The sequence below is a fragment of the Pseudomonas fluorescens genome, assembly GCF_019212185.1.
GTDB lineage: Bacteria > Pseudomonadota > Gammaproteobacteria > Pseudomonadales > Pseudomonadaceae > Aquipseudomonas.
Window position 1 is genome coordinate 4,449,479 of sequence record NZ_CP078138.1, and the last position, 25,690, is coordinate 4,475,168.

Annotated in this window: 15 protein-coding genes; 11 read left to right on the plus strand and 4 right to left on the minus strand. The window is 61.7% G+C overall.

Going from position 1 to position 25,690, the window contains the following annotated elements; all coding sequences use genetic code 11:
* The first annotated feature begins 46 nt into the window (after nt 1–46).
* The 7 genes from KW062_RS19765 to KW062_RS19795 are packed head-to-tail and all read left to right on the plus strand — an operon-like array spanning nt 47 to nt 9,369.
* Complete coding sequence (locus tag KW062_RS19765) at nt 47–2,068, plus strand: capsular polysaccharide biosynthesis protein (RefSeq protein WP_105755531.1); 2,022 nt, start codon at nt 47–49, stop codon at nt 2,066–2,068.
* Nucleotides 2,008–3,324, plus strand: coding sequence for a capsule biosynthesis protein (locus KW062_RS19770; protein ID WP_105755530.1), 1,317 nt, complete (start codon nt 2,008–2,010; stop codon nt 3,322–3,324). The genes KW062_RS19765 and KW062_RS19770 overlap by 61 nt, the downstream gene beginning before the upstream one ends.
* A complete protein-coding gene (locus KW062_RS19775; RefSeq protein WP_027619428.1) occupies nt 3,321–4,097 on the plus strand; it encodes an SDR family NAD(P)-dependent oxidoreductase in 777 nt (258 codons plus the stop codon). Before KW062_RS19770 ends, KW062_RS19775 begins: the two co-directional genes overlap by 4 nt.
* 7 nt (nt 4,098–4,104) lie before the next feature.
* Nucleotides 4,105–5,616: an LTA synthase family protein gene (locus KW062_RS19780; protein ID WP_177433272.1), complete on the plus strand. Its 1,512-nt coding sequence runs from the start codon at nt 4,105–4,107 to the stop codon at nt 5,614–5,616.
* A gap of 4 nt (nt 5,617–5,620) precedes the next feature.
* Complete coding sequence (locus KW062_RS19785) at nt 5,621–6,199, plus strand: GNAT family N-acetyltransferase (RefSeq protein ID WP_105755528.1); 579 nt, start codon at nt 5,621–5,623, stop codon at nt 6,197–6,199.
* On the plus strand, nt 6,196–8,322 hold the full coding sequence (locus KW062_RS19790; protein ID WP_105755527.1) for a capsular polysaccharide biosynthesis protein: 2,127 nt from the start codon (nt 6,196–6,198) through the stop codon (nt 8,320–8,322). Before KW062_RS19785 ends, KW062_RS19790 begins: the two co-directional genes overlap by 4 nt.
* Before the next feature lie 3 nt (nt 8,323–8,325).
* Complete coding sequence (locus KW062_RS19795) at nt 8,326–9,369, plus strand: phytanoyl-CoA dioxygenase family protein (RefSeq protein ID WP_105755526.1); 1,044 nt, start codon at nt 8,326–8,328, stop codon at nt 9,367–9,369.
* A gap of 253 nt (nt 9,370–9,622) precedes the next feature.
* Here KW062_RS19795 and KW062_RS19800 read toward each other — a convergent pair whose 3' ends face one another.
* Together KW062_RS19800 and KW062_RS19805 are read right to left on the minus strand one after the other, a co-directional pair.
* A complete protein-coding gene (locus KW062_RS19800; protein WP_105755525.1) occupies nt 9,623–10,975 on the minus strand; it encodes an aminotransferase class I/II-fold pyridoxal phosphate-dependent enzyme in 1,353 nt (450 codons plus the stop codon).
* 7 nt (nt 10,976–10,982) lie between these two features.
* On the minus strand, nt 10,983–18,506 hold the full coding sequence (locus KW062_RS19805; protein WP_105755524.1) for a type I polyketide synthase: 7,524 nt from the start codon (nt 18,504–18,506) through the stop codon (nt 10,983–10,985).
* Between the two features lie 421 nt (nt 18,507–18,927).
* On the opposite strand from KW062_RS19805, the gene KW062_RS19810 reads away from it, so the two are divergent.
* Complete coding sequence (locus tag KW062_RS19810; RefSeq protein ID WP_027619434.1) at nt 18,928–19,416, plus strand: hypothetical protein; 489 nt, start codon at nt 18,928–18,930, stop codon at nt 19,414–19,416.
* Between the two features lie 123 nt (nt 19,417–19,539).
* Nucleotides 19,540–20,799, plus strand: coding sequence for an IS256 family transposase (locus KW062_RS19815; protein WP_105756142.1), 1,260 nt, complete (start codon nt 19,540–19,542; stop codon nt 20,797–20,799).
* A gap of 144 nt (nt 20,800–20,943) precedes the next feature.
* On the opposite strand, the gene KW062_RS19820 is transcribed toward KW062_RS19815, so the two are convergent.
* A complete protein-coding gene (locus tag KW062_RS19820; protein WP_146118264.1) occupies nt 20,944–22,641 on the minus strand; it encodes a glycosyltransferase in 1,698 nt (565 codons plus the stop codon).
* Nucleotides 22,642–22,673: 32 nt separating this feature from the next.
* The gene (locus KW062_RS19825) at nt 22,674–23,204 is read right to left on the minus strand and encodes a winged helix-turn-helix transcriptional regulator (RefSeq protein WP_105756127.1); all 531 of its coding nucleotides are present in this window, start codon (nt 23,202–23,204) and stop codon (nt 22,674–22,676) included.
* 110 nt (nt 23,205–23,314) lie between these two features.
* Between KW062_RS19825 and fabF the strand changes: the two genes are divergently transcribed.
* Nucleotides 23,315–24,592, plus strand: coding sequence for a beta-ketoacyl-ACP synthase II (gene fabF, locus KW062_RS19830; protein ID WP_105756126.1), 1,278 nt, complete (start codon nt 23,315–23,317; stop codon nt 24,590–24,592).
* 743 nt (nt 24,593–25,335) lie between these two features.
* Complete coding sequence (locus tag KW062_RS19835) at nt 25,336–25,683, plus strand: metalloregulator ArsR/SmtB family transcription factor (RefSeq protein WP_027617912.1); 348 nt, start codon at nt 25,336–25,338, stop codon at nt 25,681–25,683.
* Nucleotides 25,684–25,690 lie beyond the last annotated feature (7 nt).

The window sequence follows — 25,690 nt, forward strand, 5'->3', positions numbered from 1 at the left end:
CGGCGCTGTGCACCCACCCACTCAAACGGAATTTCGCTCCACGTTTATGGATGACGCTCCTCCACGATCCCGCTTGTTGATCCTCTCCAAAGGCGCGCAATGCATTAGTACATTGCCCGCTTTGCTGCCCGACTACGCCCTGCAAAATGGCACGGTGGCTGACATTCGCAAAGCCGACTGCGTGATGGCGTGGGGTCGCAAACCCAGTGCACTGAAGGCAATAGCCCACGCTGAAAAGGCTCGCTTGCCGGTGGTGACCCTGGAGGACGGGTTTCTGCGCTCCGTGGGTCTGGGGGCTGATGAACCACCGCTCTCGTTGATCGTCGACGATATCGGGGTCTATTACGACGCCAGCGCACCGTCGCGCCTGGAACTGTTGATTGGCGAACCTCTGGACACCAAGCAAACCGAGCGAGCTGTTGCTCTGCAGCAACTATGGCAACTGCAGCGGGTATCGAAGTACAACGAGGCACGCATTACATCAGTTGAGCTACCTGACGACTGTGTCCTGGTGGCCGATCAGACATTCGCCGACGCTTCGCTACAGGGCGCCGGGGCCACTGACTTCATGGCAATGCTTGAGGCCGCGCTGGAGCGCTACCCCACCAGCACCATTGTGCTCAAGGTCCATCCGGACGTTGTCGCCGGTCGCAAGCAAGGGCATTTCGATCTGGCAGCGCTGACGAACCATCCGCGTGTACAGGTGCTAACCCGTAACCTTCATCCTGCCGATCTGTTGCCACGCTTGCGGGCAGTATACGTAATGACTTCGCAGCTGGGCTTCGATGCCTTGCTGTGGAATGTCCCCGTACACACCTGGGGCATGCCTTTTTATGCGGGTTGGGGGCTCACGGATGATCGTCTTCCTGCACCGTCGCGGCGCAAGTCCGTTAGCCTCGCCCAACTGATACATGCCTGCCTGGTGCGCTATCCACGCTATATCAGCCCCGAAACAGGCAGGGCCTGCCCCCCCGAAGTGTTGATAAATTGGCTTGGCCTGCAGCGTCGCCACCGCAGTGCAGTACCTGAATCCGTACAGATGCTTGGTTTCAGTCGCTGGAAGGAACCCCTGGTCAAGCTGTTTTTCGATGGCGCCGCCATACAGTTCGTCAATGCCGAACAACCGCTGGATGCCGGGCAAGCGGTCGTGTCATGGGGCTGCAAGCATGACAGCGACCTGACACAACACAGCGCACCTGTCTGTCGGGTGGAGGATGGTTTCCTGCGTTCGGTCGGTCTCGGAGCGGGGAAAACCCGGCCACTGTCCTGGGTGGTGGATGACCTGGGCATCTATTACGACGCCACACGTACTTCGCGCCTGGAACATATCTTGCTCAACCAGCTCTTTGAGCCATCACTGATCAGCCGGGCACGCGCATTGCGCGAAGCCATTTGCGCCGCCGGTGTGACCAAATACAACTTGCCTGGGGAAAGCTGGCAGCGCCCGGATTCAGTGCAGCAGGTCATCCTGGTAACCGGTCAGGTCGAGGACGATGCGTCCATTCGTTTTGGCGCCCATCGCATCCGCAGCAACCTGGAATTATTGAAAGCGGTGCGCGAGCGTAATCCAGCCGCTTGGGTTCTGTACAAACCCCATCCAGAAGTCCTGGCCGGCACCCGAGCGCGCGGTGAAGACGAGGCACAGACCATCGATTGGTGCGATGAAGTGATCGGCAATACGCCGCTGCAGCATTTACTGGAAACCGTGGACGAGGTCCATGTATTGACTTCCCAATCCGGTTTCGAGGCCTTGCTGCGGGGTGTCCCGGTAACGACATACGGCCAGCCATTTTACGCGGGATGGGGCCTGACCAATGATCAGGACCTTCACCCCGAAGTGCAGGCCAGGCGCGATCGTCGGCTGCACCTCGATGAGTTGGTAGCGGGTACGTTGTTGCTGTACCCCACTTACGTAAGCCGTATCACCGACCGCTTCACGACCGCGGAACAAACTCTTCACGAATTACAGAACTGGCACGCTTTATCGCAGCCCGGAGTACGATCCAGATGGCAGGAATTGAAACAGCGCTTGAGCAGTTTGTTGGGCATGACGCGCCTGACAAACTGAAAGCGCAGGCGCCCTTGCGCGCCCTTCCGCCTCAGCCGCGTAACAGCTTCTTGTTTCTCCAAGGCGTCAGTTCGCCGTTTTTCGCTCGCCTGGCGAAAGCCTTGCGGGCAATCGACCAGCGCGTCCACAGCATCAGTTTTAACGTCGGCGACCTGATGTATAGCTCCGGACCACTGAGTCTCTACTCGTCTCGCCCGGAAGAACTCGAATCTTTCTACACCCACTACTTCCAAGACCTCCACATCACCGACGTCGTCCTCTTCGGCGACTGCCGCCCGGTACACCGTCCCGCCATCGCCCTGGCCAAGCGCCTGGGCATCCGCGTGCACGTGTTTGAAGAGGGCTATTTCCGCCCCTACTGGATCACCCTCGAGCGTGATGGCGTGAACAACAACTCGCTGTTGCCCCGCGATCCGGACTGGTACCGCGAAGTCGGTAAGCACATCCCGCGCTACGACAATGGCGACCCGTTCAAGCTGTCGTTCGCCTCTCGCGCCGCCCACGATGTGCTGTACCACAGCGGTGGTGCGCTGAATAAGCTGTGCTTCCCGCATTACCGGACCCACGCCCCCTACAACGCGGCCAAGGAGTACGCCGGGTTCATCCGCCAGGGCGTGCGCCTGCTGCTCAGCGGGCGGCGCGATGATGCGTTGGTGACCGAAGTCGCGCGTGAGCGGCACCCGACCTTCCTGCTGCCGCTGCAACTGGACAGTGATGCGCAGATCAAAGATCACTCGCCGTTCACCAACATGGCTGAAGTCATCGAGCATGTGATCGCTTCTTTTGCCGCTCACGCACCGGGCTCGGCGCGGCTGTTGGTGAAGAACCATCCGCTGACCCCGGGTCTGGTGAACTACCACCGCATCACTGCCATGCTGGCCAAGCAATATGCGGTCGCCGACCGCGTTGACTTCCTGCAGAGCGGGCACATGCCGACGCTGCTCTCGCACATCGCCGGAATGATCACGGTCAACAGCACCGCCGGTGCCTCGGCGATCCTGCATAAACGCCCGACTTTCGTGCTCGCCAACCCAATCTACGCCATGCCCGGGCTGACTCAGCAAGGTAGCCTCGACGACTTCTGGCACGCCCCCGAAGCGCCCGACATGGCGTTGTTCAAGCATTTCCGCAACACCGTCATCCACACCACCCAGGTCAATGGCGGCTTCTACACCGGCTGCGGGATCGACATGGCGGTCAACAACTGCCTGAACGTGTTGCTGGCAAAAAAATCGAGAATCGAACACTTCCTATGACGCAACACTCTTCGCCCCGCTGCATCCTCATCACTGGCGCCACCGGCGGCATCGGCGGCGCCCTGGCGCCCGCCTACGCGGCACCCGGCGTGACCCTGATTCTGCAAGGCCGGCGCCTGGACCGTCTGGAGGAAATGGCCAGCGAATGCCGCGCCCTCGGTGCGCGGGTGCTGCTCGAAGCGCTGGATGTGCGCGACCTCGACGCGCTGCGGGCCATGGTTCGCCGGGTCAGCGAGGCCGAACAGCCCGACCTGGTGCTGGTCGGTGCCGGGCTCAATACCGCAGTCGGCAGCAATGGCGAAGCGGAAGATTGGGACGCCAGCTGCGCCCTGCTCGAAGTCAATGTGATGGCGGCCCTCGCCACCGTCGACGCCGCGCTGCCCGTCATGCGTGCCCGGGGTCACGGGCAGATCGCCCTGTTCAGCTCCCTGGCCGGCTGGCGCGGCTTACCGGTGACGCCGACCTACAGCGCCAGCAAGGCGGCGATTCGGGTCTACGGCGAGGCGATCCGCGACTGGCTGGCGCCGGAGGGGGTGAAGATCAATGTGATCCTGCCCGGCTACGTCGAGTCGAAAATGTGTTTTGAAATGCCCGGGCCGAAGCCGTTCCTGTGGACCGCAGAAAAAGCCGCGCGCCGGATCAAGCGCGGGCTCGCCGCGAATCAGGCGCGCATCAGTTTTCCGTTTCCGCTGAATCTCGGCACTTGGTTATTGGGGGTGATTCCCCAGCGTCTTTCATCGTTTATCCTGCGTGGTCTGAATTACAGTGAGTGAAATGTCCATCCTTCAGGTCGCCGTCGTCGGCCTGCTCCTCACCGTACTGATCGAACGCCTGTTGATCCCGCGCCCGAACCTGCGCCGGCCGCTGAGTTGCTGGTGGCTGCACAGCGGCTTGTGGTGCGTCGGCTTGGCGCTGCTGTATGCAATGACCGCCCGCCCGCTGTTCAGCGCGATCAACCTGATGCTGTTGTGGCTGCTGATCGTGATGGTCAGCAACGCCAAGTACCATTCGCTGCGCGAACCCTTTGTCTGCGCCGACTTCGAATATTTCAGCGACGCGGTGCGCTTCCCGCGCCTGTACCTGCCGTTTTTCGGCTTCGGCAAAGCGGCGCTGCTGGCGGTCGGTTTTCTCGTGTACCTGTGGGCCGGGTTGAGCTTTGAGCCAGCGGTGAGCGGCGCACGCTCATCTGCGCTGCTGCTCGGCGCAGTGGGCCTGGGGCTGTTGTGGTGCGGTCAGCGTGACCGCAGCGTGCCGAGCTTCGATGCCGAAGCCGACGTGCGGCGCTGGGGCCTGGCCGCCTGCCTGTGGCGCTACTTCCGCGCCGCCCGGGTCGCGGTCGACCCGTCCACCCTCGGCTCGCCGTTCAGCACCAACGCTGCCCGCCAGTCCAGCGCGCCCTTGCCCGATCTGGTCTCGGTACAGAGTGAATCGTTTTTCGACGTGCGCGACCTGTGGCCCGGGGTCAAGGCCGACGTGCTCAGCGAATACGACCGTCTCGCCGGCCAGGCGCTGGCCCGTGGCAAGCTGCAAGTCGCCGCCTGGGGTGCGAACACAGTGCGTACCGAGTTCGCCTACCTGACCGGCATCCCCGGCGACCGACTCGGCGTGCATCGCTTCAACCCCTATCGCGTCCTGGCCCGCCGGGGCCTGCCAAGCATCGCCGCGCATCTCAAGGCGCAGGGTTACCGTACGGTCTGCGTGCACCCTTACGACGGCAGTTTTTACGGCCGCAACAAGGTGCTGCCCGCGCTGGGCTTCGATGAGTTCATCGACGTGCGCGCCTTCAACGATTCGCAGAAAGCCGGACCGTTCATTGGCGATTGCGCGGTGGCCGACAAGATCCGCGAACTGCTCGACGATCCGAACCGCACCCAGCCGCTGTTTATCCATGCAGTGACCATGGAAAATCACGGGCCATTGCACCTGGAAAAAGTCGCCGCCAGCGAACTGCCCACCTGGTTCGACCGCCCGCTGCTCGAGGGCATGGATGATTTGGCGCCGTACCTGCGACACATCAGCAATGCCGACCGGATGCTCGGAAAACTGCGCGAGACTCTGCTCGATCAGCCAGGCGAAACCCTGCTGTGCTTCTTTGGCGATCACGTACCGATTCTGCCGAACGTCTATCAAGCGGTTGGCGCACCGGCGGGCGATACCGATTACCTGATTTGGTCCAACCGTCGCCAGACCAGCACCCGTCCTGTTCCGTTACGTGTCGATGCGCTGTCCAGCCGCCTGGTCGCTTGCGCCCAACCGGCGAGCGCAGCCTCGGCCACCGCGCCCGCGCTGTGAGGCCGTGGTGAAGATCGTGCTCGGGTCCGAGCTCCCCGCCGAGGAACAATCACAGCCACAACTGGCGCACCTGGTGACGGGTGGACGCGGCTCGCTGGCGTTTCTGATCGGTGACAATGACTGCCGCGAGCGCCTGCTCGGTCGCAGCATTCATTGGGACCGTGTGCTACTGGCATTCGAGGACGGCGAGGCCAGCGGCTACGTCGCCTTCAAACATCACCGCCGCGGCCCTTTCGCCCTGCGCCTGCAGCCCTTCGTTGCGGAGTTCGGCTGGCTGATGGGGCGCCTGCGCTTTGCCGGTTTCTGCTTGAGCGAATGGCGCGAATGGCGTTACCCGTTCCTGTTGTACGGCCTGCGTGTGAGCAAGGCCGCGCGCAATCAGGGCATCGGCTCGGCGCTGGTACAGGCCTGCTGCGCTCAGGCCGTGACGGCGGGCTTCAAGGAGGCTTATCTGGAAGTGCCTTTGGACAACGCCCGGGCGCGCGCTTTGTACCTGCATAACGGCTTTCGCCTGTTGCGCAAGCGCTGGGTGCCCTGGCCGCCGGTGCGCAGCATGCTGCGGCGCCTGGAGCGTAACGCTTGAACGGCCTGCCTCTGCCCGCACTCGATCTTGCGCCACTGGTGCCCGGGCCCGGCTGGATCGGTATCACCCAGCAATGGGTGGCATGGAATGTCCTGCACCTGCCGCAGTTCCTTGGCCCGGAAGGCCCGCCCTACTGGTTGTGGCAACGCGGGCGTCGAGCGCCGAAACACCTCAAGGCGATCGCCGGCATCGGCTACAAGGACAGCTCGGCCCCGGCCCGTGCCCTGTGCCAGCGCTGGGGCTTGCCGTACATCGCCATCGAGGATGGCTTCCTGCGCTCGTCGTCGCTGGGCATCGAGGGCGATACACCGATGTCGCTGGTGGTCGATCCCGTGGGCATCCACTACCTGGCCGACCGCCCTTCGCTGCTGGAAAATATCCTGCAGCAGCCGGATAACCTGAGCGCCGCCGAACTGCACTGCGCCGAGCAATTGATTGCCTTGATGCGCAGCAGTTGCATCGGCAAGTACAACAACAGCCCCGACCTCGACCCCGACGATCCACTGGGGCGCGAGCGGCCATTGGTGCTGGTGGTGGACCAGACCGCCGGCGATTACTCGATCCCGGGCGGTGGACTGTGTGAAGCCGACTACGTGCGCATGCTCGACGCGGCCCTGGCGGAAAACCCCGATGCCGAGGTGCGGGTGCGGATTCACCCGGACTGTATCGGTGGACAGAAACCCAGCTGCCTGCTGGCGGCCGCCACCGAGCGCGGTGTCACCCTGGAAGCGCGCCCGGTGTCCTGGGCGTCGTTGGCCCAGCGTGCGCGGCGGGTTTACATCGGCACCAGCCAGGCCGGTCTGGAGGCGTTAATTCAGGGCGTGCCGGTTACCTGCTTCGGTCTGCCGTTCTATGCCGGCTGGGGGCTGACCGACGATCGCATGCCGATCCCTCGGCGCCAGGCAACCCTGACGCTGCAGCAGTTGGTCGCAGCGGCGTACGTTCGCTATTGCCGCTACATTGATCCGCTGACCGGGCAACCCACCGACGCGCTGACCGTGGCCCATCAGCTGGCGCGCAAAAAAGCCCGGGATGCCGAGTTCGCCGGGCCGATTACCGTGCTGGGGGTCAAGCGTCACAAGCAGCACAACATTCGGCGGTTCTTTAGCAGCCGCTGGGGTCAGCTGACATTCGCCGAGGACAGCCCGCAACTGGTGGCGGACGTGGCGCGCCAGGCCGGCAAGCTGCTGGTCTGGGCCGCCCGCGAGCCGGCGGATCTGCGAACCCGTGCCACCACGGCCAATGTCCCGCTGTGGCGGGTGGAAGACGGCTTCCTGCGCTCCGTCGGTCTTGGCGCAATGAACGCACCCGCGTTGTCATTGGTGCTGGACCGCTGCGGCATGCATTTCGATGCCCGCACCGAGAGTGATCTGCAAACCCTGCTGCAGCACGCCGAGTTTGACCGCGACACGCTGGCTGAGGCCGCGCGTCTACGTGAGTCGATCGTGGCGTTGGGCGCGAGCAAGTTCAATCTCAAGAACGATCTGCACCAGCCGGTTGCTGCACGACCCGGTCAGCGGCGGATTCTCGTGCCCGGCCAGGTCGAGGACGATGCCGCGTTGCGCTGCAGTGTCGGCGCGGTCTACGACAACCTGGCGCTGCTTGAACAGGTCCGCGCCAGCGCGCCAGATGCCTGGATCGTCTACAAGCCGCATCCGGATGTCGAAGCTGGCAAGCGCCATGGCGCGCTGCCCGCCGAACGCTTGACGGGGCTGGTTGATCAGGTTTTGCCGGGGGCCGACATCGTCCGCCTCTACGGGCAAGTGGATGAAGTGCACACCTTCAGTTCCACCGCCGGCTTCGAGGCCTTGTTGCGTGGCCTGCCGGTGACGACTTATGGCTCACCCTTTTATGCCGGCTGGGGTTTGACCCGCGACCACCAGCCTTTACCGCGCCGCACCCGGCGCCTGACCCTGGATCAGTTGGTAGCCGGCGCTCTGTTGCGCTATGCGCGCTATGCCGACCCCCTGCAAACCTTGCCCTGCGATGCCTGGCATGCCCTGACATGCCTGTCGAACCCGAGGCCGCCGCGCCTGGCGCACCATCCGCGCCTGCTGCCGCTGCTTAATTACACTCGGACCATGCTCGGCTTTGGCCGCACGCAGGGACCACTGAAGGACTAGACCATGCCCGCATCAATCAAGGATCTTGGCCGTTATGCGGCTTTGCCCTGGCACTGCCTGCAACTGCTGACCCATGCCAAATCGTTCGAAAACAACCCGGTCCTCGGCAGCGCCCGCCTCAATGCCCTGGGCCTGCACGTGCAGCGCCGGCAGTTGGCGATGGGTATGGCAGCCATGCGCCGCCGCGCCCTGGCGCCACGGCTGAATGCCGACGAATTGGCCAGTTTCGAGGAGCAGGGTTTTTTCGTTCGCGAGAACGCCCTGCCCGCCGAGCAGTTTGCTGCCCTGCGTGCCGAACTCGGTGAACTGCGCAGTACTGGCTGGGAAATGCGCCAGGGCAAGGCGGTGACCCGCCGGGTCAGCCTTGACCAGGATGTGCTGGCGCGCAATCCGGCCAGCGCCGCCTTCGTCGCCGACCGTGGAGTACGCGATCTGATCGCCTATGCCTCGTCGAACACCGGCGGCATCACCTATCAGTTGCAGTCGATCGTGATCGATGGGGTCAACGCCGAGCAGGACCCGCAAACGCGCCTGCATGCCGACACCTTTCACCCCACCGCCAAGGCGTGGCTGTTCCTCGATGATGTGGCCGATGACCAGGGTCCCTTCAGCTATGTGCCGGGCTCCCATCGCCTGACACCGGAGCGCCTGGCCTGGGAGTATCGCCAGAGCCTGGGTGCGGCCCGTTCCGATGAGCAGATGCACCGTGAGGGTTCGTTCCGTATTCATGAACATGAACTGGCCGCACTGGGCCTGCCGGCACCACGACGCTTTGCGGTCCCGGCCAACACCCTGGTGATCGCCGACACCTCAGGCTTCCACGCCCGCTGCCCCAGCCTGCGCCCCAGCCACCGGGTGGAAATCTACGCCAGCCTGCGCCGCAACCCATTCATTCCCTGGCGCGGCGCCCACCTGTTCGCCCTGCCAATGATCGCCAACCACCACATGCGCTGGGACATCCGCCTGAAACGCCTGATGGGCTTCGACAAACGCAGCCACTGGCGCTTCATCGAACAGCTGAGCGCCTACGAAAAGCCCCACCTGTAGCAGCGAGCCTGCTCGCGAAAAACCTGAGACCGCCGCGCGACATCAGGCTCATCGCGTCATCGTTGACGACCTTCGCGAGCAGGCTCGCTCCTACAGGACAGGCGGCAGACCACAAAATCTGCGGTCACCGCGCAACCTGTGGGAGCTAGCCTGCTAGCGATGGGGCCATCAGCAACACCGCATCAACTTCATCGCCAGCAGGCTGGCTCCCACAGGAACAGCGGGCGCCCACACAATCGCCTGCACATTTAGATCACCCAATCTTCGCCAATTCCTCGGCAACGATGGCCACGGTCTGGCGGATTTGCTCTTCGGTGTGTTCACAGGAGACGAAGAAGCGCACCCGGGCGACGTGTTCCGGGACGGCGGGATAGAGGATCGGCTGGGCGTTGATGCCGCGCTCGAACAGGGCGCTGGACAGGCGTCCGGCCTTGAACGAGCTGCCGGTGATCACCGGGATCACCGCCAACCCGGTGCTGGTGGCGGTGTCCAGGCCGGCGGCTTTGGCCAGGCGCAGGAACAACTCGCCCCGGGCCTGCACGGTCTGCACCCGCTCACGATCGTTGGCCAGGCAACGCAATGCAGCCAGCGCCGAGGCCGTGGTGGACGGTGGCATGCCGACGCTGTAGAGAAAGCCCGGCGCGAGGAATTTCAGGTGCTCGACCAACGCCGTATTGCCGGCAATATAGCCACCGCAACTGGCGAGGGTTTTGCTCAGGGTACCCATCCAGATATCCACGTCATCCCCGGCCAAACTGAAGTGCTCGCGAATCCCCTTGCCGGTCGCCCCCATCACCCCCAGCGAGTGCGCTTCGTCGACCATCAGGAAGGTTTTGTGCTTACGCTTGATGTCGACGAAACGCGGCAGGTCCGGGTAGTCGCCGTCCATGCTGTAGATGCCTTCGACCACCACCAGCACCCGCTCAAAATGCTGGCGCTGCTCGCCGAGGATTCGATCCAGGGCCTGCCAGTCGTTGTGGGCGAAACTCAGGCGGCGCGCGCCAGACAACTGGATGCCCTGCAACACGCTGTTGTGGATCAGCTCGTCGTGCAGCACCAGGTCACGGGGACCGAACAGATGACCGATGGTGGTGACGTTGGTGGCATGCCCGCTGACGAAAACGATGGCATCGTCGACCTCATACAGCTTGGCCAGCTCACGCTCCAACTCACGGTGCAACGGACGATCGCCGGACACCAGGCGACTCGCCGACACCGAGGTGCCGTAACGATCGATCGCCGCCTTGGCCGCCTCGGCCACGTCCGGATGCCCGGAGTAGCCGAGGTAGTTGTAGCTGGCGAAGTTCACGTATTGCTGCGCCCCGATGCGGGTCTCGGCACCGGCCAGGCCCTCGTGCAGACGAAAGAACGGGCTGCTCAGGCCCAGGCGCGCGGCGCCCTGTTGCATCACGCGCAACTGCTGATAGCCGGGATGCAGGTCGAACCGATAGAACGCTTCCGGCACCTTCAGCGCCGCCTGTTGCGCCTGCTCCAGGGTGGCGCCGCCCGCCGCGTCGCCCACCTCGCTGCGACGGCGTTCCAGCGCTTGCTGGATCAGCCGCTGCTTGATACCGACACTCAGGCCGGTGGGCGTTTTTACAGTCATCGAACTATCACTCAATCAAACGGTTAGGTGTTGCAGCGCTGTCGGCCAATTCGGCGTTGAGCTCGGCCATTTGCTCTGGGCTCAATTCAGTGCCGTGACGGGCCAGGACGTTTTCTGCCAGGGCGGCCGGCGCCGGGGCTTCGTTGGTACCCGCTTCGCCACGCAGCAAATCGAGAATGCGCACGGCAAGCTTGTCGATGCTGGAACTCTCACTGAGCTCCATCACAGGCAGGCGAATACCAAAGCGCTCTTCGAGGGCGACCACCAACTCGACACTCATCAACGAGTCCAGACCCAATTCCTGCAATGGCCGCTGGGTGTCCAGACGGGCTGCCGGCAGGCGGAGGATTTCGCAGACTTCGTGCTTGAGCAGCTCGACGAAGCGCTCCAGCAGTTGCTCGTCGTCCAACTCAAGCAACATGCGCTGGATGTCTTCGGCGTCGTTGTCGTCGTCCTGATCACCGCCATGAGCGCGCACCAGTTCAAGGAAACGCGGCGTGCTGGCGCTCGGCAGGAAGCGCGACAGGGCTTTCCATTCCAGCTCCAGTACACCCATACCGTCGTCCCCCTTGAGCAACATCTGCTCGAGGTGAGCCAAAGCCACTTCAGCACGCAGGGCAGCACCGCCCATGCGGCTTTGCAGCGCATCCTTGATCTGCTCGTTGCGCGCAAGGAAACCGACGTCGTCGATTGCGCCCCAGAGCACGGCAGTGGCCGCCAGGCCCTGACCGCGACGATGCCGCGCCAACGCTTCGAGCCAGTGGTTGGCTGCGACGTAGTTGGCCTGCCCCGGGTTACCGAACAGGGTGGTGGCCGAGGAGAACATCACGAAGAAGTCCAGCGGCAGCTCACGGGTCAGTTCGTGCAGGTACTGCGCGCCTTTGGCCTTGGGCTCCAGCACGCGCTGCAGTTGCTCGCCGTCGAGGTTGCGAATCAGGCCGTCGTCGATCACCGTCGCCGCGTGCACCAAACCGCGCAACGGGTAACGGCCGGCAGCGATACGTTCGAACACCGCGCGCACTTGCTGCGCGTCGGTGATGTCGCAGGCCAGGGCCTGAACGTCGATGCCTTGCGCCTTCCAGGCCTCTAGGCTCGGCTGCGCCTCGACACTGGCCGGGCCGCGACGACCGAGCAGCACCAGGTGCCGCGCGCCTTTGTCCACCAGCCACTGCGCGGTGCGCAGGCCGAAACCACCAAGGCCACCGGTGACCAGGTAGGTCGCCTCGCCACTCAGTTGCAACTGCTGCAGCGGCTGCTCGCGGGTTTCCACCAGGCGCTCGATCGGGTTGCCGTAGGTCACCACGATCTTGCCGATCTGCCGCGCCTGCTGCATGTAGCGGAACGCCTCGACCACATGATTGGCGTCGAACTCGCGGAACGGCAGCGGATGCAGGATGCCTTGCTCGAACAGCTCCATCATTTGCCCGAACAGACGCCGGGTCAGCTCCGGTCGCTCACTCATCAACTGGTCGGCATCGATGCCGAAATAGCTGATGTTGTTGCGGAACGGACGCAGGCCAATGCGGGTGTTCTGGTAGAAATCGCGCTTACCCAGCTCAAGGAAACGCCCGAATGGCTTGAGCACGCGGAAATTGCGGTTGATCGCTTCGCCCGCCAGGGAGTTGAGCACCACGTCGACGCCCCGGCCACCGGTCATGGCCAGGATCTCGTCGGCATAGGCCAGCGAACGCGAATCGAAGACCTTGTCCACACCCAGCAGGCGCAGGAAGTCACGTTTCTCGTCGCTGCCGGCGGTGGCGTAGATCTCGGCCCCGCACCATTTGGCGATCTGGATCGCAGCAATACCGACGCCACCGGCGGCGCCATGGATCAGGACCTTCTCACCCGGCTCCAGGCGCGCCAGGTAATGCAGCGCGTAGTACACGGTGAAGAAGGTACTTGGAATAGTCGCTGCAGCCTCGAACGACATCCCTTCAGGAATGCGCGCCACGGCGTTGGCGTTGGTCACCAGGCGGTTGGCAAAACTGCGCGGACCGAAGCCCACGACGCGATCACCCGGGGCGAAATCGCCGAGCACCGAGGCGCCCTTGCCATGCACCACGCCGGAGAATTCAAAGCCCATGGTCGGACCGGAGAAGCCATTCTCGATGGCCTCATCGGACAACAGGCCGAGGGCGAACATCACGTCGCGGAAGTTCAGGCCGGTGGCGCGGACTTCGATGTCCAGCTCGTCAGCAGCCGGCGCAGTCAGCTCACGGGCTTCCCAGCGCAGGTTACGCAACTGGCCGGGCAAGTCGAAACCGAGGCTGATGCGCGTCTTGCCGTCGTCGCTGGCGCGCACCTGATCCTGCAACACACGCAGGCGCGGCACGTAGCGCTGACCGTCGGCGTTGATCGCCAGTTCGCTCTCGCCATCAGCCTGCAACAGCGCCGGGACCAGGCTGCCGATCGACGCGCCGTGCGCCAGGTCGAGCAGGCGGATCCGGCAACTGGCGGATTCATTGGCCAGGGTCCGACCGAAGCCCCACAGCGCGGCATCGGCAATCGCGTCGACGCTCGCCGCTTGTGGCGCGGCGTACAGGTGGCCGGCGGCGCCACGGGTCAGCAGCCAGCATTGCGGCGCCAGCGCCAGCGACTCGCACGCCTGCACCAGCGCAGCCGCCAGCATGCAACGGGCGCCCTGGGCATCGAGGCCCTGGTCAGCGTCCAGCCCAGCCAGATGCAACACGTGCTCTGGCGCCTGGTCCATGGCGGCCAATTGCTCGGCAATCGCCTGGGCATCGCCGGACTGCAACAGACTGACCTGCTGGCCTTGCTCGCGCAGGGCCTGGGCCAATGGTTCGGCGTTGGCCTGTCCGAGGTCGGCCAACAACGCCCAACGCTGCACAGGGATTTCCAGCATGCCCGCGCGCTCGCCGGCCTTTTGATCGGTCAGCAACAGGTAGCTGCCACAGGCATGGCCGGGCAGCGCTTCGAGGGTATGACTGACACTCAAGCCGTGGCGTTGCAACTCGTGGGACCAGAACTGCGGACGCTGCTGACGCGACAGTGCCTGCTCCGGGCCGGCCAGCCACCAGTCGGCCTGGGCACCGAACACGAAGTCGGCCCAGCGCGACGGGTACTGAGCGAGCATCGCCAGTTGGCCGTGCGGATTGAGATGACTGGCGGTCTGGCGCAGGGCTTCACCGACGCTATCCAGCGGCGCCAGGTCAGATGGCAGCAGCACCCAGTCGTAAGCCTGGGCGCTGTTCAGTTGATCGAAACCGAGCACTTCCAGTGCGGGGCACTCGTCGCCGAGCATTTGCACCAACTCCGGCTCTTGCACACAGTAGCTGTAGTCGACCCGGTCGAAATCGATCCCGGCGTATAGCGATTCGGCAAACGAAGGCCCGCCAAAGCCGAATTCCAAGACCCGCAGACGCTGCCCGGCGGGCAAGTCGGCGAGGCGTTGGGCGAGGGTTTCGCGCAGGCCGGCGAGCAAACGCTGCTGCCCCGCCGCACTCAGCACCAGGCGCGCCAGATTGGCCGCGCTGGTTTCCCGTGGCAGCAGTTGTTCGAGGGTTTGCGTGCCTTCGAGCAACGCCAGCAGGTGGCGGCCGATACGCCCCACCGAATGGATGATCTGGAAGTGCTCCGGATAGCTCTGGAACAGCTCCTGCCAGATCGCCTCGGAAGCCGGACGCTCTCCCACATCGGCGATCGACCAGTTGCCGGCGGCATCCACATTCAGGCTGCCATCGTTACGCCCCTGGCGCAGCAAGGTGCCAAGGAACTCACTCGGCACCCCGTTCCGCTGCGACCACACTGCAACCTGCTCGGCGCTCAAGCGACCGCCCAGTTGCTCGATCAGGTCCAGCACAAAGCTCGAACACAGGACATCGAGCAGCGGCTCGACTTCATTCAGGTAGCGCACCTGCACCGGCTCGTCACTCAAGCCCCGCAGATGGGCCGCCAGCGGTGTCGAATTCGACGCCTCGCGCAACACCGGCACTACCTGGCCCGGCGCCGCCAGACCGACATGGGCCAGGCGCTTGATGTCGTGGGAGCGATCACGCTGCAGGCGCACACCCCGGAAACGAGCGTCCTTGATGCACAGCACCGCCTCGCCGGCGGCATCGTAGAGGGTGAAATCCACCAGCAGCGAGTGCTCGGTGCGCTTGAGCTGGCGCACTTCGGCGAGGCACGGCACACCGCCGGCCTTGGCGAATGCAATGCGTCCCAGCTTGACCGGAATGAACGCCAGGCCCTTGTTACTGCCTGGCTGGCCGACCAGCAACTCAGTGATCAACTGGAAGGCACCATCGAGCAGCGCCGGGTGCAGGTGCAGCGACGGCAATTCCTCGCGGATCGCCTCGGGCACACGCAATTGGGCGAGGATGTGCGCCGGCTCGACCCACACCGCCGCGACCGCCTGGTAGGCCGGGCCATAATTGAGACCCACCGCCTGGGTCAGCGCCAGATGTTGTTCACCGGTGAAATCCGCTGGACGTTGTGGCAAAGCCGGTGCACGTCCGCCGAGCATTACCCCGCAGGCTTCGCCCGGCAGGCGCGCGACCACGTGCTGCACCCACTCTTCACGCTGGGCCAGGGTGCGCGAGGTGATGCGCAGGGTGCCATCGGCTTCCTCGATGTTGACCCGGATCTTCTTGCTGCCTTCGTTGCCAAGCAGCAGCGGGTTATGGATTTCCAGCTCTTCGATATCGACGAACTCACCCGGTTGGTGCAGCAGGGCCACGGCCAGCGCCAACTCGGTAAAACCGGCGCCGGGGAACAGCACTGCTTCACCGACCTTGTGGTCACCGAGGGTCGGGAACAGCTGGGTGTCGAGACGGTTTTCCCAGGTTAGCGCGCGGTCGGCCAACGGGTAACCGAGCAACGGGTGGACGCGCTCGCGCTGCAGCACGCCGAACGACTCGGCGCTGACCGGCAGTTCAAAACGCTCGCGTTGCCAGGCGTAGTTCGGCAGGCGCACGTTGTTGCCAGCCACCGGGAATTGATGCTGCCAATCGGGCTCGGCGCCGGCGATCAGCAGGCGCGCGACGCAGCGTTCCAGCAGCGCCGGACTCTGGTCATTGCGCGCCAGCGTGGCGATCACCTGACCGGGCAGCTCGCGCTGGGTCAGAGCATCGGTCACGTAGGAACGCAGAATCGGATGCGGACCCACCTCGACGAACAGGTTGAAGCCCTGCCCCACCAGCTCATCCATTGCACCCTGGAACAAGACCGGGAAGCGGATGTTCTGCCACCAGTAACGGCTGTCGAGACGCTGGCCTTGCAGCTGGCCGCCGACCACGGTGGAGAAGAACGGAATATCGGCGTTGCGCGGGCGGATGTGCGCCAGATCGGCAATCACTTGCTGCTCGATCGGGTTCATCGCCGGCGAATGAAAGGCGTAGTCGAGGGCCAGGCGGCGGACGAACACCTGACGCTCGGTCAGCGCCTGTTCCAGCTCGCCCAGGGCCTCTTGCGGGCCGGCCACGGTAGCGCCTCGGGCGCTGTTCTCGCCGGCCAACACCACTTGATTGTCCAGCCCCAGTTCCACCAGCACCGCTGCGGTGGCTTCACCGCTCAGGCCCACGGCGGCCATCTGCCCAGTGCCACGGGTCAGGCCCTGCAGGCGACTGCGGTGGTAAATGACTTGGGTCGCGTCTTCCAGGCTCAGCGCGCCGCTGGCCCAGGCCGCCGCCACTTCGCCGACGCTGTGGCCGATCACCGCCGCCGGATGGAAGCCTTCGGCCGCCAGCACGCGGGTGACCGCGACCTGCAGTGCGAACAACGCCGGTTGCGCGATCTCGGTGCGCACATAGCGATCTTCACCGTTTTCACCGAGCAATTCGGCGCGCAGCGAATAGCCGGCCAATGGCTGGAACAGCGCATCGACCTCGGCCACGGCGGCAGCGAACAGCGGGTTGCCAAGCATTGCCTGGCCCATGCCCTGCCACTGCGAACCGTTGCCGGAATACACCAGCACCGGGCCCTTGACCTGCTCCAGCGCCTGCCCCACCTCCAGCACTGAGCTCAATTCGCTGAGGCTTGGGTCTTCGGCGTAGTCAGCCAAGGCTTGTGCGGCTTTAACCGGGTCAGACTCAATCAGCACCAGGCGATGCGCGTGGGCATCGCGACGGAACATGGCCTGGTAGGTCACGTCGTAGTAATTGGCTTGCGACTGTGCCGCCAGGAATTCGGCAAAACCTTCGGCCGTGGCCCGCAGACCTTCGGCATCCTTGGCGCTGAGCATCAGCGGCAGGCGTCGTGATGGGGTAGCTGTCTTCGATGCAGGCAACGACTCGGCGCTCTGCAGAATCACGTGCGCGTTGGCGCCACCAAATCCGAAGGAGTTGATGCCGACGGTCAATTGCCCGGCCGATTTCAGCGCACGGCTTTCGGTCACCACTTGCAGGTTAAGGTCAGCAAATGGAATGTTCGGATTAAGTTCTTCGACGCCAATGGTCGCCGGAACCTCACGCTGGATCAGGCAATTGAGCGCCTTCATCAGGCCTGCAACGCCGGAAGCCGCCTCGAGGTGACCCAGGTTGCTTTTCACCGAGCCGATCGGCAGCGGATTGCCAGCACCGCGGGCCTGACCCAGCGCTTCGCCAATGGCCCGGGTCTCGATCGGATCGCCGACCGCTGTACCGGTGCCATGGGCTTCCAGGTAGTCCAGTTGCGCCGGATCGATTCCGGCCTTGGCATAAGTACTCTTGAGCAGTGCGGTCTGGGCATCGGCACTCGGCAGAGTCAGGCTCGATTTGCGCCCGTCGGTGTTCACTGCACTGCCGGCCACCACCGCGAGAATCGGGTTGCCATCGGCCAGCGCCTGGTCGTAATCCTTGAGCAGGAACAGACCACCGCCCTCGGAGCGAGCGTATCCGTCGCCGCTCTGATCGAACGCGTGGCAACGGCCGGTCGGCGAGAGCATCGAGGCCTTGGCGAAAATCATGAAGCCGAAGGGGTGCATGTGCAGGCTGATGCCACCGGTTACCGCCTGGTCGATATCGCCACTGATGATCGCTTGGCAAGCCTGGTGGAAGGCCACCAACGATGACGAACAGGCGGTATCGATGGCCATGCTCGGGCCGCGCAGGTCATAAAAGAACGACAGGCGATTGGCCGCAATACTTGAGGTGTTGCCGGTAGCGGTCGCGGCATCGATCGACGCGAGGTCTTCGACCAGGCGATAGGATTGCTCGACACCACCGATCCCCAGGTAAACCCCGCAGTTGCTGCCGCGCACGCTCGACGGCTTGATGCCGGCGTTCTCGAAGGTTTCCCAGCACATTTCCAGCAGCATGCGTTGCTGCGGATCCATCACCATGGCTTCGCGCGGCGAGATATTGAAGAAGCCGGCGTCGAACGCACTGATATCGCCCAGGGAGCCTGCGGCGAAGGTGTAGCTGGTCGCAGGATTGGTCTTGTCGGGGTGCAAGAACTCGTTATGCGCCCAGCGCGAAGCGTCGACCTGGGTCACCAGGTCCTGGCCCGACATCAGGTTTTGCCAGAAACTTTGGGTGGTCGAACCGGGGAAACGAAAAGAACAACCTACAACCGCTACCTGTCTACGCTTTGTCAAAACCCATTCCTTTAATCTCTACCGGGCACCGTCCTATCCAGAGGACAGCCGCATGCCTGGCCGATATATTTTCTGGCAAGTCGTTAAACGTCACCTAAAGCTGATCTTTTTATCTGGAGGTTGCCATGCTTAGCACGCGAGGTTGCATGGCAGATGTCCCGCTGGTTACCCAATGGACACGTTCAGACATATTTGTAGGAATAATACGCGGTCTCGACGGCAAGGGAAAACGCTAAGCGATGGATGCCGGGTAAAATGTTCGTCATGGTTCATTGAGCCAGGGCCTGGCTGATTAGTATCGAAATGCCATCCTCCTGCCTTGAATCCGGCAACACGCAACCCATTGATGATCCACAGCAACACACCCGGCCATCAGAGTTGTCTACTATTCAGGCACGTACTCAGGAGAGGCACCGACATGATGAGCAAGGCAGACCAACTCGCTGCAAAACTGCGTAACCGCTTGCAACGTACCGACCATAGCGACACCTGCGCCGACACCGCGATCGACCATTGGCCGACCCAGGTCAACGACCTTTACCAGCAGATCGAACACTGGCTGACGCCCCTGAGCGAAGCCGGCCTGAACATCCGTCGCAACCCCACGCACGTCCACGAAAGCCATCCAAGCGGCGCGACTTACGAATACGCCATCGACCAACTCCTGCTCGAAGATCTGCCCTACACCATCACCTTCGACCCCATCGCCCGCTTCTCCACCCAGGCCGAGGGCCTGATCGAGATTCATCTGCAAGGCAAACATTACCGCGTACTACGCACGAGCGATGAGCACGGCGAGTCGGTATGGCACCTGCAGAAGGTTCCGCCGCTGGGACAGGCAGCCCAGGCACCGGTGGCGTGGAATGAGGAGAATCTGTTGTGGGTTGTTGAGGAGGGGTTGGGGCTTTAGGTCAAACTAAGTATTGATTCCCCAGTAAATCAGAGAAAGCCTCCACCAGCATTAGTGGAGGCGATTGGGACGGGGGTGTCAGAAATTTTGTGTTCGGGCATAACATGAGTAAGAGGTGCATGTATGCCAACCAAAAAGAAATCTGAGCGCCAACCGGTGCGGGAGCTGCCGAAGCTTCCAAAGGAACTGCTGGATCAACTCCCTCAAACACTGATGACCGCTGAGGCGATCGAAGAGGCTTCTGCGGCCTTCAAGAAAGCGCTGATTGAACGCGCCCTAAATGCCGAGCTTGGCCACCATTTGGGTTATCCATCGGGCGCGCAGCGCCCGGAGGACGAAACCAACCAGCGCAACGGCAAGAGCGGCAAGACGGTGCTCACCGGCGATGGCCCGATACGCCTGGATATTCCGCGCGACCGCAACGGCAGTTTCTCGCCGATTCTGATCCCCAAGCATGAGCGCCGTTATACCGGTTTCGATGACAAGATCATCGCCATGTACGCCCGTGGAATGACGGTCAGAGAGATTCGTGCGTTTCTTTCTGAGCAGTACAGCACGGACGTCTCGCCCGATTTCATCAGCTCTGTGACCGACGAGGTCATGGAAGAGATTGGCGCGTGGCAACAGCGCCCGCTGGAGCCGATGTACCCGGTCATTTTCTTTGATGCGCTACGGGTGAAGATCCGCGAAGAAGGCTTGGTACGCAACAAGGCCATTTACCTGGCGTTGGGTGTTTTACCCGACGGGACGCGCGATATCCTGGGCATCTGGATCGAGAACACCGAGGGTGCGAAGTTCTGGATGAAGGTGTTCAACGACCTCAAAACGCGAGGCGTCGAGGACGTGCTGATTGCCGTGACCGATGGCCTCAAGGGCATGCCAGAGGCCCTCAGCGCAGTGTTTCCAGAAACAACACTGCAGACATGCATTGTGCATCTGATTCGCAACAGCCTGGACTACGCGGCTTGGGACAAGCGTCGAGCACTGGCCAAGGCGCTGAAGCCGATTTATCAGGCCATCAACGCAGAAGCGGCTGAGCAGGCCTTGGATGAGTTTGAAAACGGGCCTTGGGGCAAACAGTATCCAACGGTCGTGGCCGCCTGGAGACGCGCTTGGGATCGAGTGATTCCATTCTTTGTTTTCCCGCCCGCCATCCGGAAGGTGATCTATACCACCAACGCGATTGAGAGCATCAATGCTCAGCTACGTAAGATCATAAAGACCCGTGGCCACTTCCCGAACGACGATGCAGCGACCAAACTGATCTGGTTGGGGCTACGAAACATCACGGCAAACTGGGGTTCAGCGGCCCATGACTGGAAAAGTGCGATGAATCAATTTGCGATTCTGTACGGAGATCGGTTCATCAGGCCGACCTGGTGAAAATCAGGGCCTGCCTGACGGCAGGCCATTACCGGCCCGCACACAAAAAAACTGACAGTCCCATTGGGACTCGAGCACCAAGGACGCTAACGTAGCATCGACGTAAACTTCGGACTCAACTCGCACCTGACAAAGGTCAAATACTCAAGCAATCAGCCTGAAACGGATCGCCCCTTTCGGCACAACCCCGTCAAATGCCCTTTGTCCTTGTGAGATCCAGAGACAGTAACGGGAGTGTTCAGCCTCATACTTGATTTTGGCTATTCGATATATACCCGGCTCTACTGTTGAAATCGTCTCCTTGAACATTCGCGTTCTATCAACTCGCAAAATCTCGACTCGACGGTATTGAGAAAAACTGCCCAAGTCAGCGCCTTCTGCTTCAAAGAACAGATTACCAAACGTCGTGGAGTGCGTATTGACAAACTCCATCGACGAATCGATATGTCTCTTTCCACCTCCAACCAACATTCGCTTGATTAGGGCAAGCCACTGACTGGTGACAATTTCCGGCGTAAATTTAGAAGCCTTGGTTAATGCACCTTTTGACAACTGCAAAAACAGCTGATCGGACGCAGCCAACTGAAGAATTTTTTCAGCGAAACCCGACTCATCATCGATCAAAAACCCATCCACACCACTGTCGACAATTTCTCGCGGCCCGTAGTTAGCAGCACATGCAATGACCGGAGTACCAACAGACATGGACTCCAATAGACTTAATCCAAAACCTTCAGATATCGAGCTTGTCAAAGAGGCCCGAGCCCGCGAAAAAACCTCACAAGCTTGAGTTGTATACCCCATCAACGAAACGTTATCTGATAAGCCAAGGCGAACAATTAAACTGCGCAACATAGACTCTTGAGCCCCATGCCCCCAGATCTCCAACTTAAGTGAGGGATCGCTGTCTACCACCTGACGGAACGCTCGCACGATGAACGCAATATTTTTAATGGGTTCGAGACGAGATACCACCACGAACAGTTTCGGATCCCTGATCTTTTCAGACACCACGTCGGAGCCTGCAAAGGAGTTTGGAATAACATCAATACTGAATGACGTACCGAATTGCGCCTCGATATCAGTGCGCTGCGCATTGGTTAGCACTACCAGCGCATCACACACCTTCATATTATCAATGATCAACGCCGGCGTCGGCTTGACTTCACTACCGAAAGAATAGGGAGGAAAAAAATGATTCCCGTGCAACGTTAATACCTTGTGTGCACGATCCGAAGATACACTTGCAACCACTTCACTCTTCGTTGAAGCATCTGCGATCAGAACACAACTTTCACAATACCCACTTATTTTTTCCAGCCACGCCGTACAAGCTTCCTCACGCGTCTTAAACACTAAAGGCTTCTGCCCCGACATCAAAATTTGAAATGAAACAACACAACCTGCAGCATCATATATCTCCTGGGCAAAAACACCACCCTCAGAGTTAAAGTATTCATTGAAGCGCATACCGGTCAGCCCAATATATCTGGAGCGCCTTCTTACCGTCTCAGCCACATCCGAAACATATGCATCCGAGAGCGAGAACTCCTCAGCAGCAGCCAACCTCGAAACATGACTGTAAAACACAAAAAAGTTTAAAACCTGGACTTTTTCAGCAAGCCGCTCATCCGAGCGCAACTCTGAAACTGACGCAACCAACTCCGGATCATATTCCAGTGTTGCAATAAAGGATTTAAAACCACTACTGGAAAGAAGAGCGGCACGATTCAAAGAAACCTTCGTCACCCCTCCCGAAGCAGAAGACAACTTATTCAATACAGAAATGACCTGCACATTGGAATAATTACTTTTCTTACTCAGAGTAAAGGCGCTAAACACGAAAATTCATCCATAAATGTAGGCAATAATTGTCATTCTACTTGCGTGAAGCATGAGGAAACAACCAAGCGCCCCTTAAGATCTGGTTTCGACCCCAGCCGCTCACGCATCGCTGCACTCGCCGCCGGCCCCGGCTGCACCGTGCATTCCCCCAGCGCCAGCAACCGCCCATCACTCATATCCACCATCACCGGCTCGACGCGCCGCCCCGTCGCGCGCTCAACAATCTGCACACTCTCCCCTTCCGGCGCGTAATGCCGATTTCCCCAGGCGACCAAGGCCAGCAACACGCCACCAAAATCTTCGCCCTTAGCGGTTGGCACATATTCGTGGCGCAAAGGTCGCTCACTGTAGGCGCGACGTTCCAGCAGACCGTCCTCGACCAGTGAGTTCAGGCGGCGTGTCAGCATGTTCGGGGCGATATCCAGACTGCGGGTAAACTCGTCGAAGCGACGCAAGCCGTGCAAGGCGTCGCGCATGATCAGGATGCTCCACCATTCGCCGACCCTCTCCAGGCTACGGGCAATCGGGCATTCGGCATCGGCCAGGGTCTTGCGCTGCATGCTGCTTCTTCCTAGTGATTCAGGTATTTGTCGTACAGTCATGTTACTTTCATCATGATAGTAACGTCCATAGGTCACTACCGCCGATAAGCTGAAGGAGTTTGACCCTCATGAGTAAACGCATTGTTGTCACTGGCATGGGCGCACTGACCCCGCTGGGTTGCGGCGTCGAACAGGTATGGCAACGCCTGCTGCAAGGCCAATCCGGCATCCGTCGACTGCCGGAATCGCTAATTGGCGACCTGTCCATCAGCATTGGCGGCCAGGTGCCCGATCACCTCCAGGATCCCGAGGCCGGGTTCGATCCTGACCAAGTACTGCCGGCTAAAGAGCAGCGCAAGATGGACCGCTTCATCCTGTTCGCCCTGGCAGCCGCCAAGGAAGCCCTGACCCAGGCCGGCTGGGCACCGCAAACCGAGGAACAGCAAACTCGCACGGCTACCATCATTGCCTCGGGCGTCGGCGGCTTCCCAGCCATCGCCGAGGCGGTGCGCATCTCGGACACTAAAGGGCCACGGCGCTTATCACCCTTCACCATTCCGTCATTCCTGAGCAACATGGCGGCTGGCCATGTATCAATTCAACATGGCTTGAAGGGGCCGCTGGGCGCGCCGGTTACGGCATGTGCCGCGGGCGTTCAGGCGATTGGCGACGCGGCACGAATGATCCGCGCCGGGGAAGTGGATATCGCAGTGTGTGGTGGTGCAGAGGCGACTATCCATCGGGTGAGTCTGGCGGGATTCGCTGCGGCACGGGCGCTGTCCAGTGACTTCAATAACAGCCCCGAACTCGCCTCGCGCCCGTTCGATGCCGCCCGCGACGGCTTTGTCATGGGCGAAGGCGCGGGCCTGCTCGTGATTGAAGAGTTGGAGCACGCTCTGGCTCGCGGCGCGACCCCCATCGCTGAACTGGTCGGTTACGGGACCAGCGCTGACGCCTACCACATGACCGCCGGCCCGGAAGACGGTGACGGCGCACGCCGCGCCATGGAGCAGGCACTGCGCCAGGCAGGCGTGAAAGCCTCCCAGGTGCAACACCTGAACGCCCACGCCACCTCCACGCCAGTGGGCGACAAAGGTGAGCTGGCAGCCGTCAAAGCCCTGTTTGGCACCCACAGCGGCCTCGCCATCAGCGCCACCAAATCCGCCACCGGCCACCTGCTGGGCGCCGCCGGAGGCATCGAAGCGATCTTCGCCATCCTTGCCCTGCGCGACCAGGTCGCCCCCGCCACCCTCAACTTGCAAACCCCGGACAGCGCCGCAGAAGGCCTGGACCTGGTGCACGGCGAAGCGCGGCAGATGCCGATGGAGTATGCGCTGTCCAATGGGTTTGGCTTTGGCGGGGTGAATGCGAGTGTTTTGTTCAGGCGGTGGGCGCAAGTCAGCTAGCTTGAACAGCAGGGCAACCTGAGTGGTTGCCCTGCTTAAATGGTCCGACCAGCGAGAGCCAAAACCTCGAGTCGGTCGGCCGAACTATCTCAGCCCCTGCAGGCGTCGCCCAAGCACATCCAGCAAATCGCAGCCATTTCGCAGCGGGATCGCCAACATTCGATTGAGGTCGCGCATCAGCACATGATTACCCGAGACGCTTTCGAACAGAGCAAGGCTTCCCAGCAACTGGGTGGCAACGGGATAGGGGTGCGGACTCGCACGGGTTCTGGCGTATGGGAGATGATCTTTTTTCATCTCTGCTAAACGACAAGGGTGGCGACTGTACGCGGGTTAGCAGACCAGGAATCAAGGAACCCGAAGGTGCCCCCCCCCCTTACCTGTTAAACTCACGCCCCGCCCCACCCACCAGATTCAGATGCCCATGCCCCGCTCGACCGCTTCTGCCCCTCTGCCCCGCCGCTTCTCCGTCGCCCCGATGATGGGAACGAATAACGGCATAGGCCTTTAAAACAAGGGCCTACAGCGCCCCCCATCTCACACGTACCCATTCTGTACCGCCCCCCCTCTCAGTCTAATCTTTCGCAATGGTTAACTGCTCGGTATCGGGCAGATTACGGGCCAATAGCGGGCATTCGGTTCACAGCATTCATTTCTCACAGACAAGTATTCAATCAAACAACTACTTGCTTAATACATATGGATATCCGTATATTCGATTTTCCATATGTTTTGGTGCCACCATGATCACTCCCCCAGAGCTCTTCAAAAGCCTTTCCGACGAAACCCGTGTCCGCGCCACCCTGTTGATCGCCGATCAGGGCGAGTTGTGCGTCTGCGAGCTGATGTGCGCTCTGGATGACAGCCAGCCGAAAATCAGCCGGCATCTAGCGCAATTGCGCAGCAGCGGCTTACTACTCGATCGCCGCCAGGGCCAGTGGGTCTATTACCGCCTCAATCCGGATCTCCCCGAGTGGGTTCACGAAATCTTGCAGGTGACTTCCAGCGCTAACGCCAATTGGCTCAAGAGCAACGCCACCCGCCTGCAGAACATGGATGGCCGCCCCGTCCGCGAAGCCGCCTGCTGCTGAACCCTGA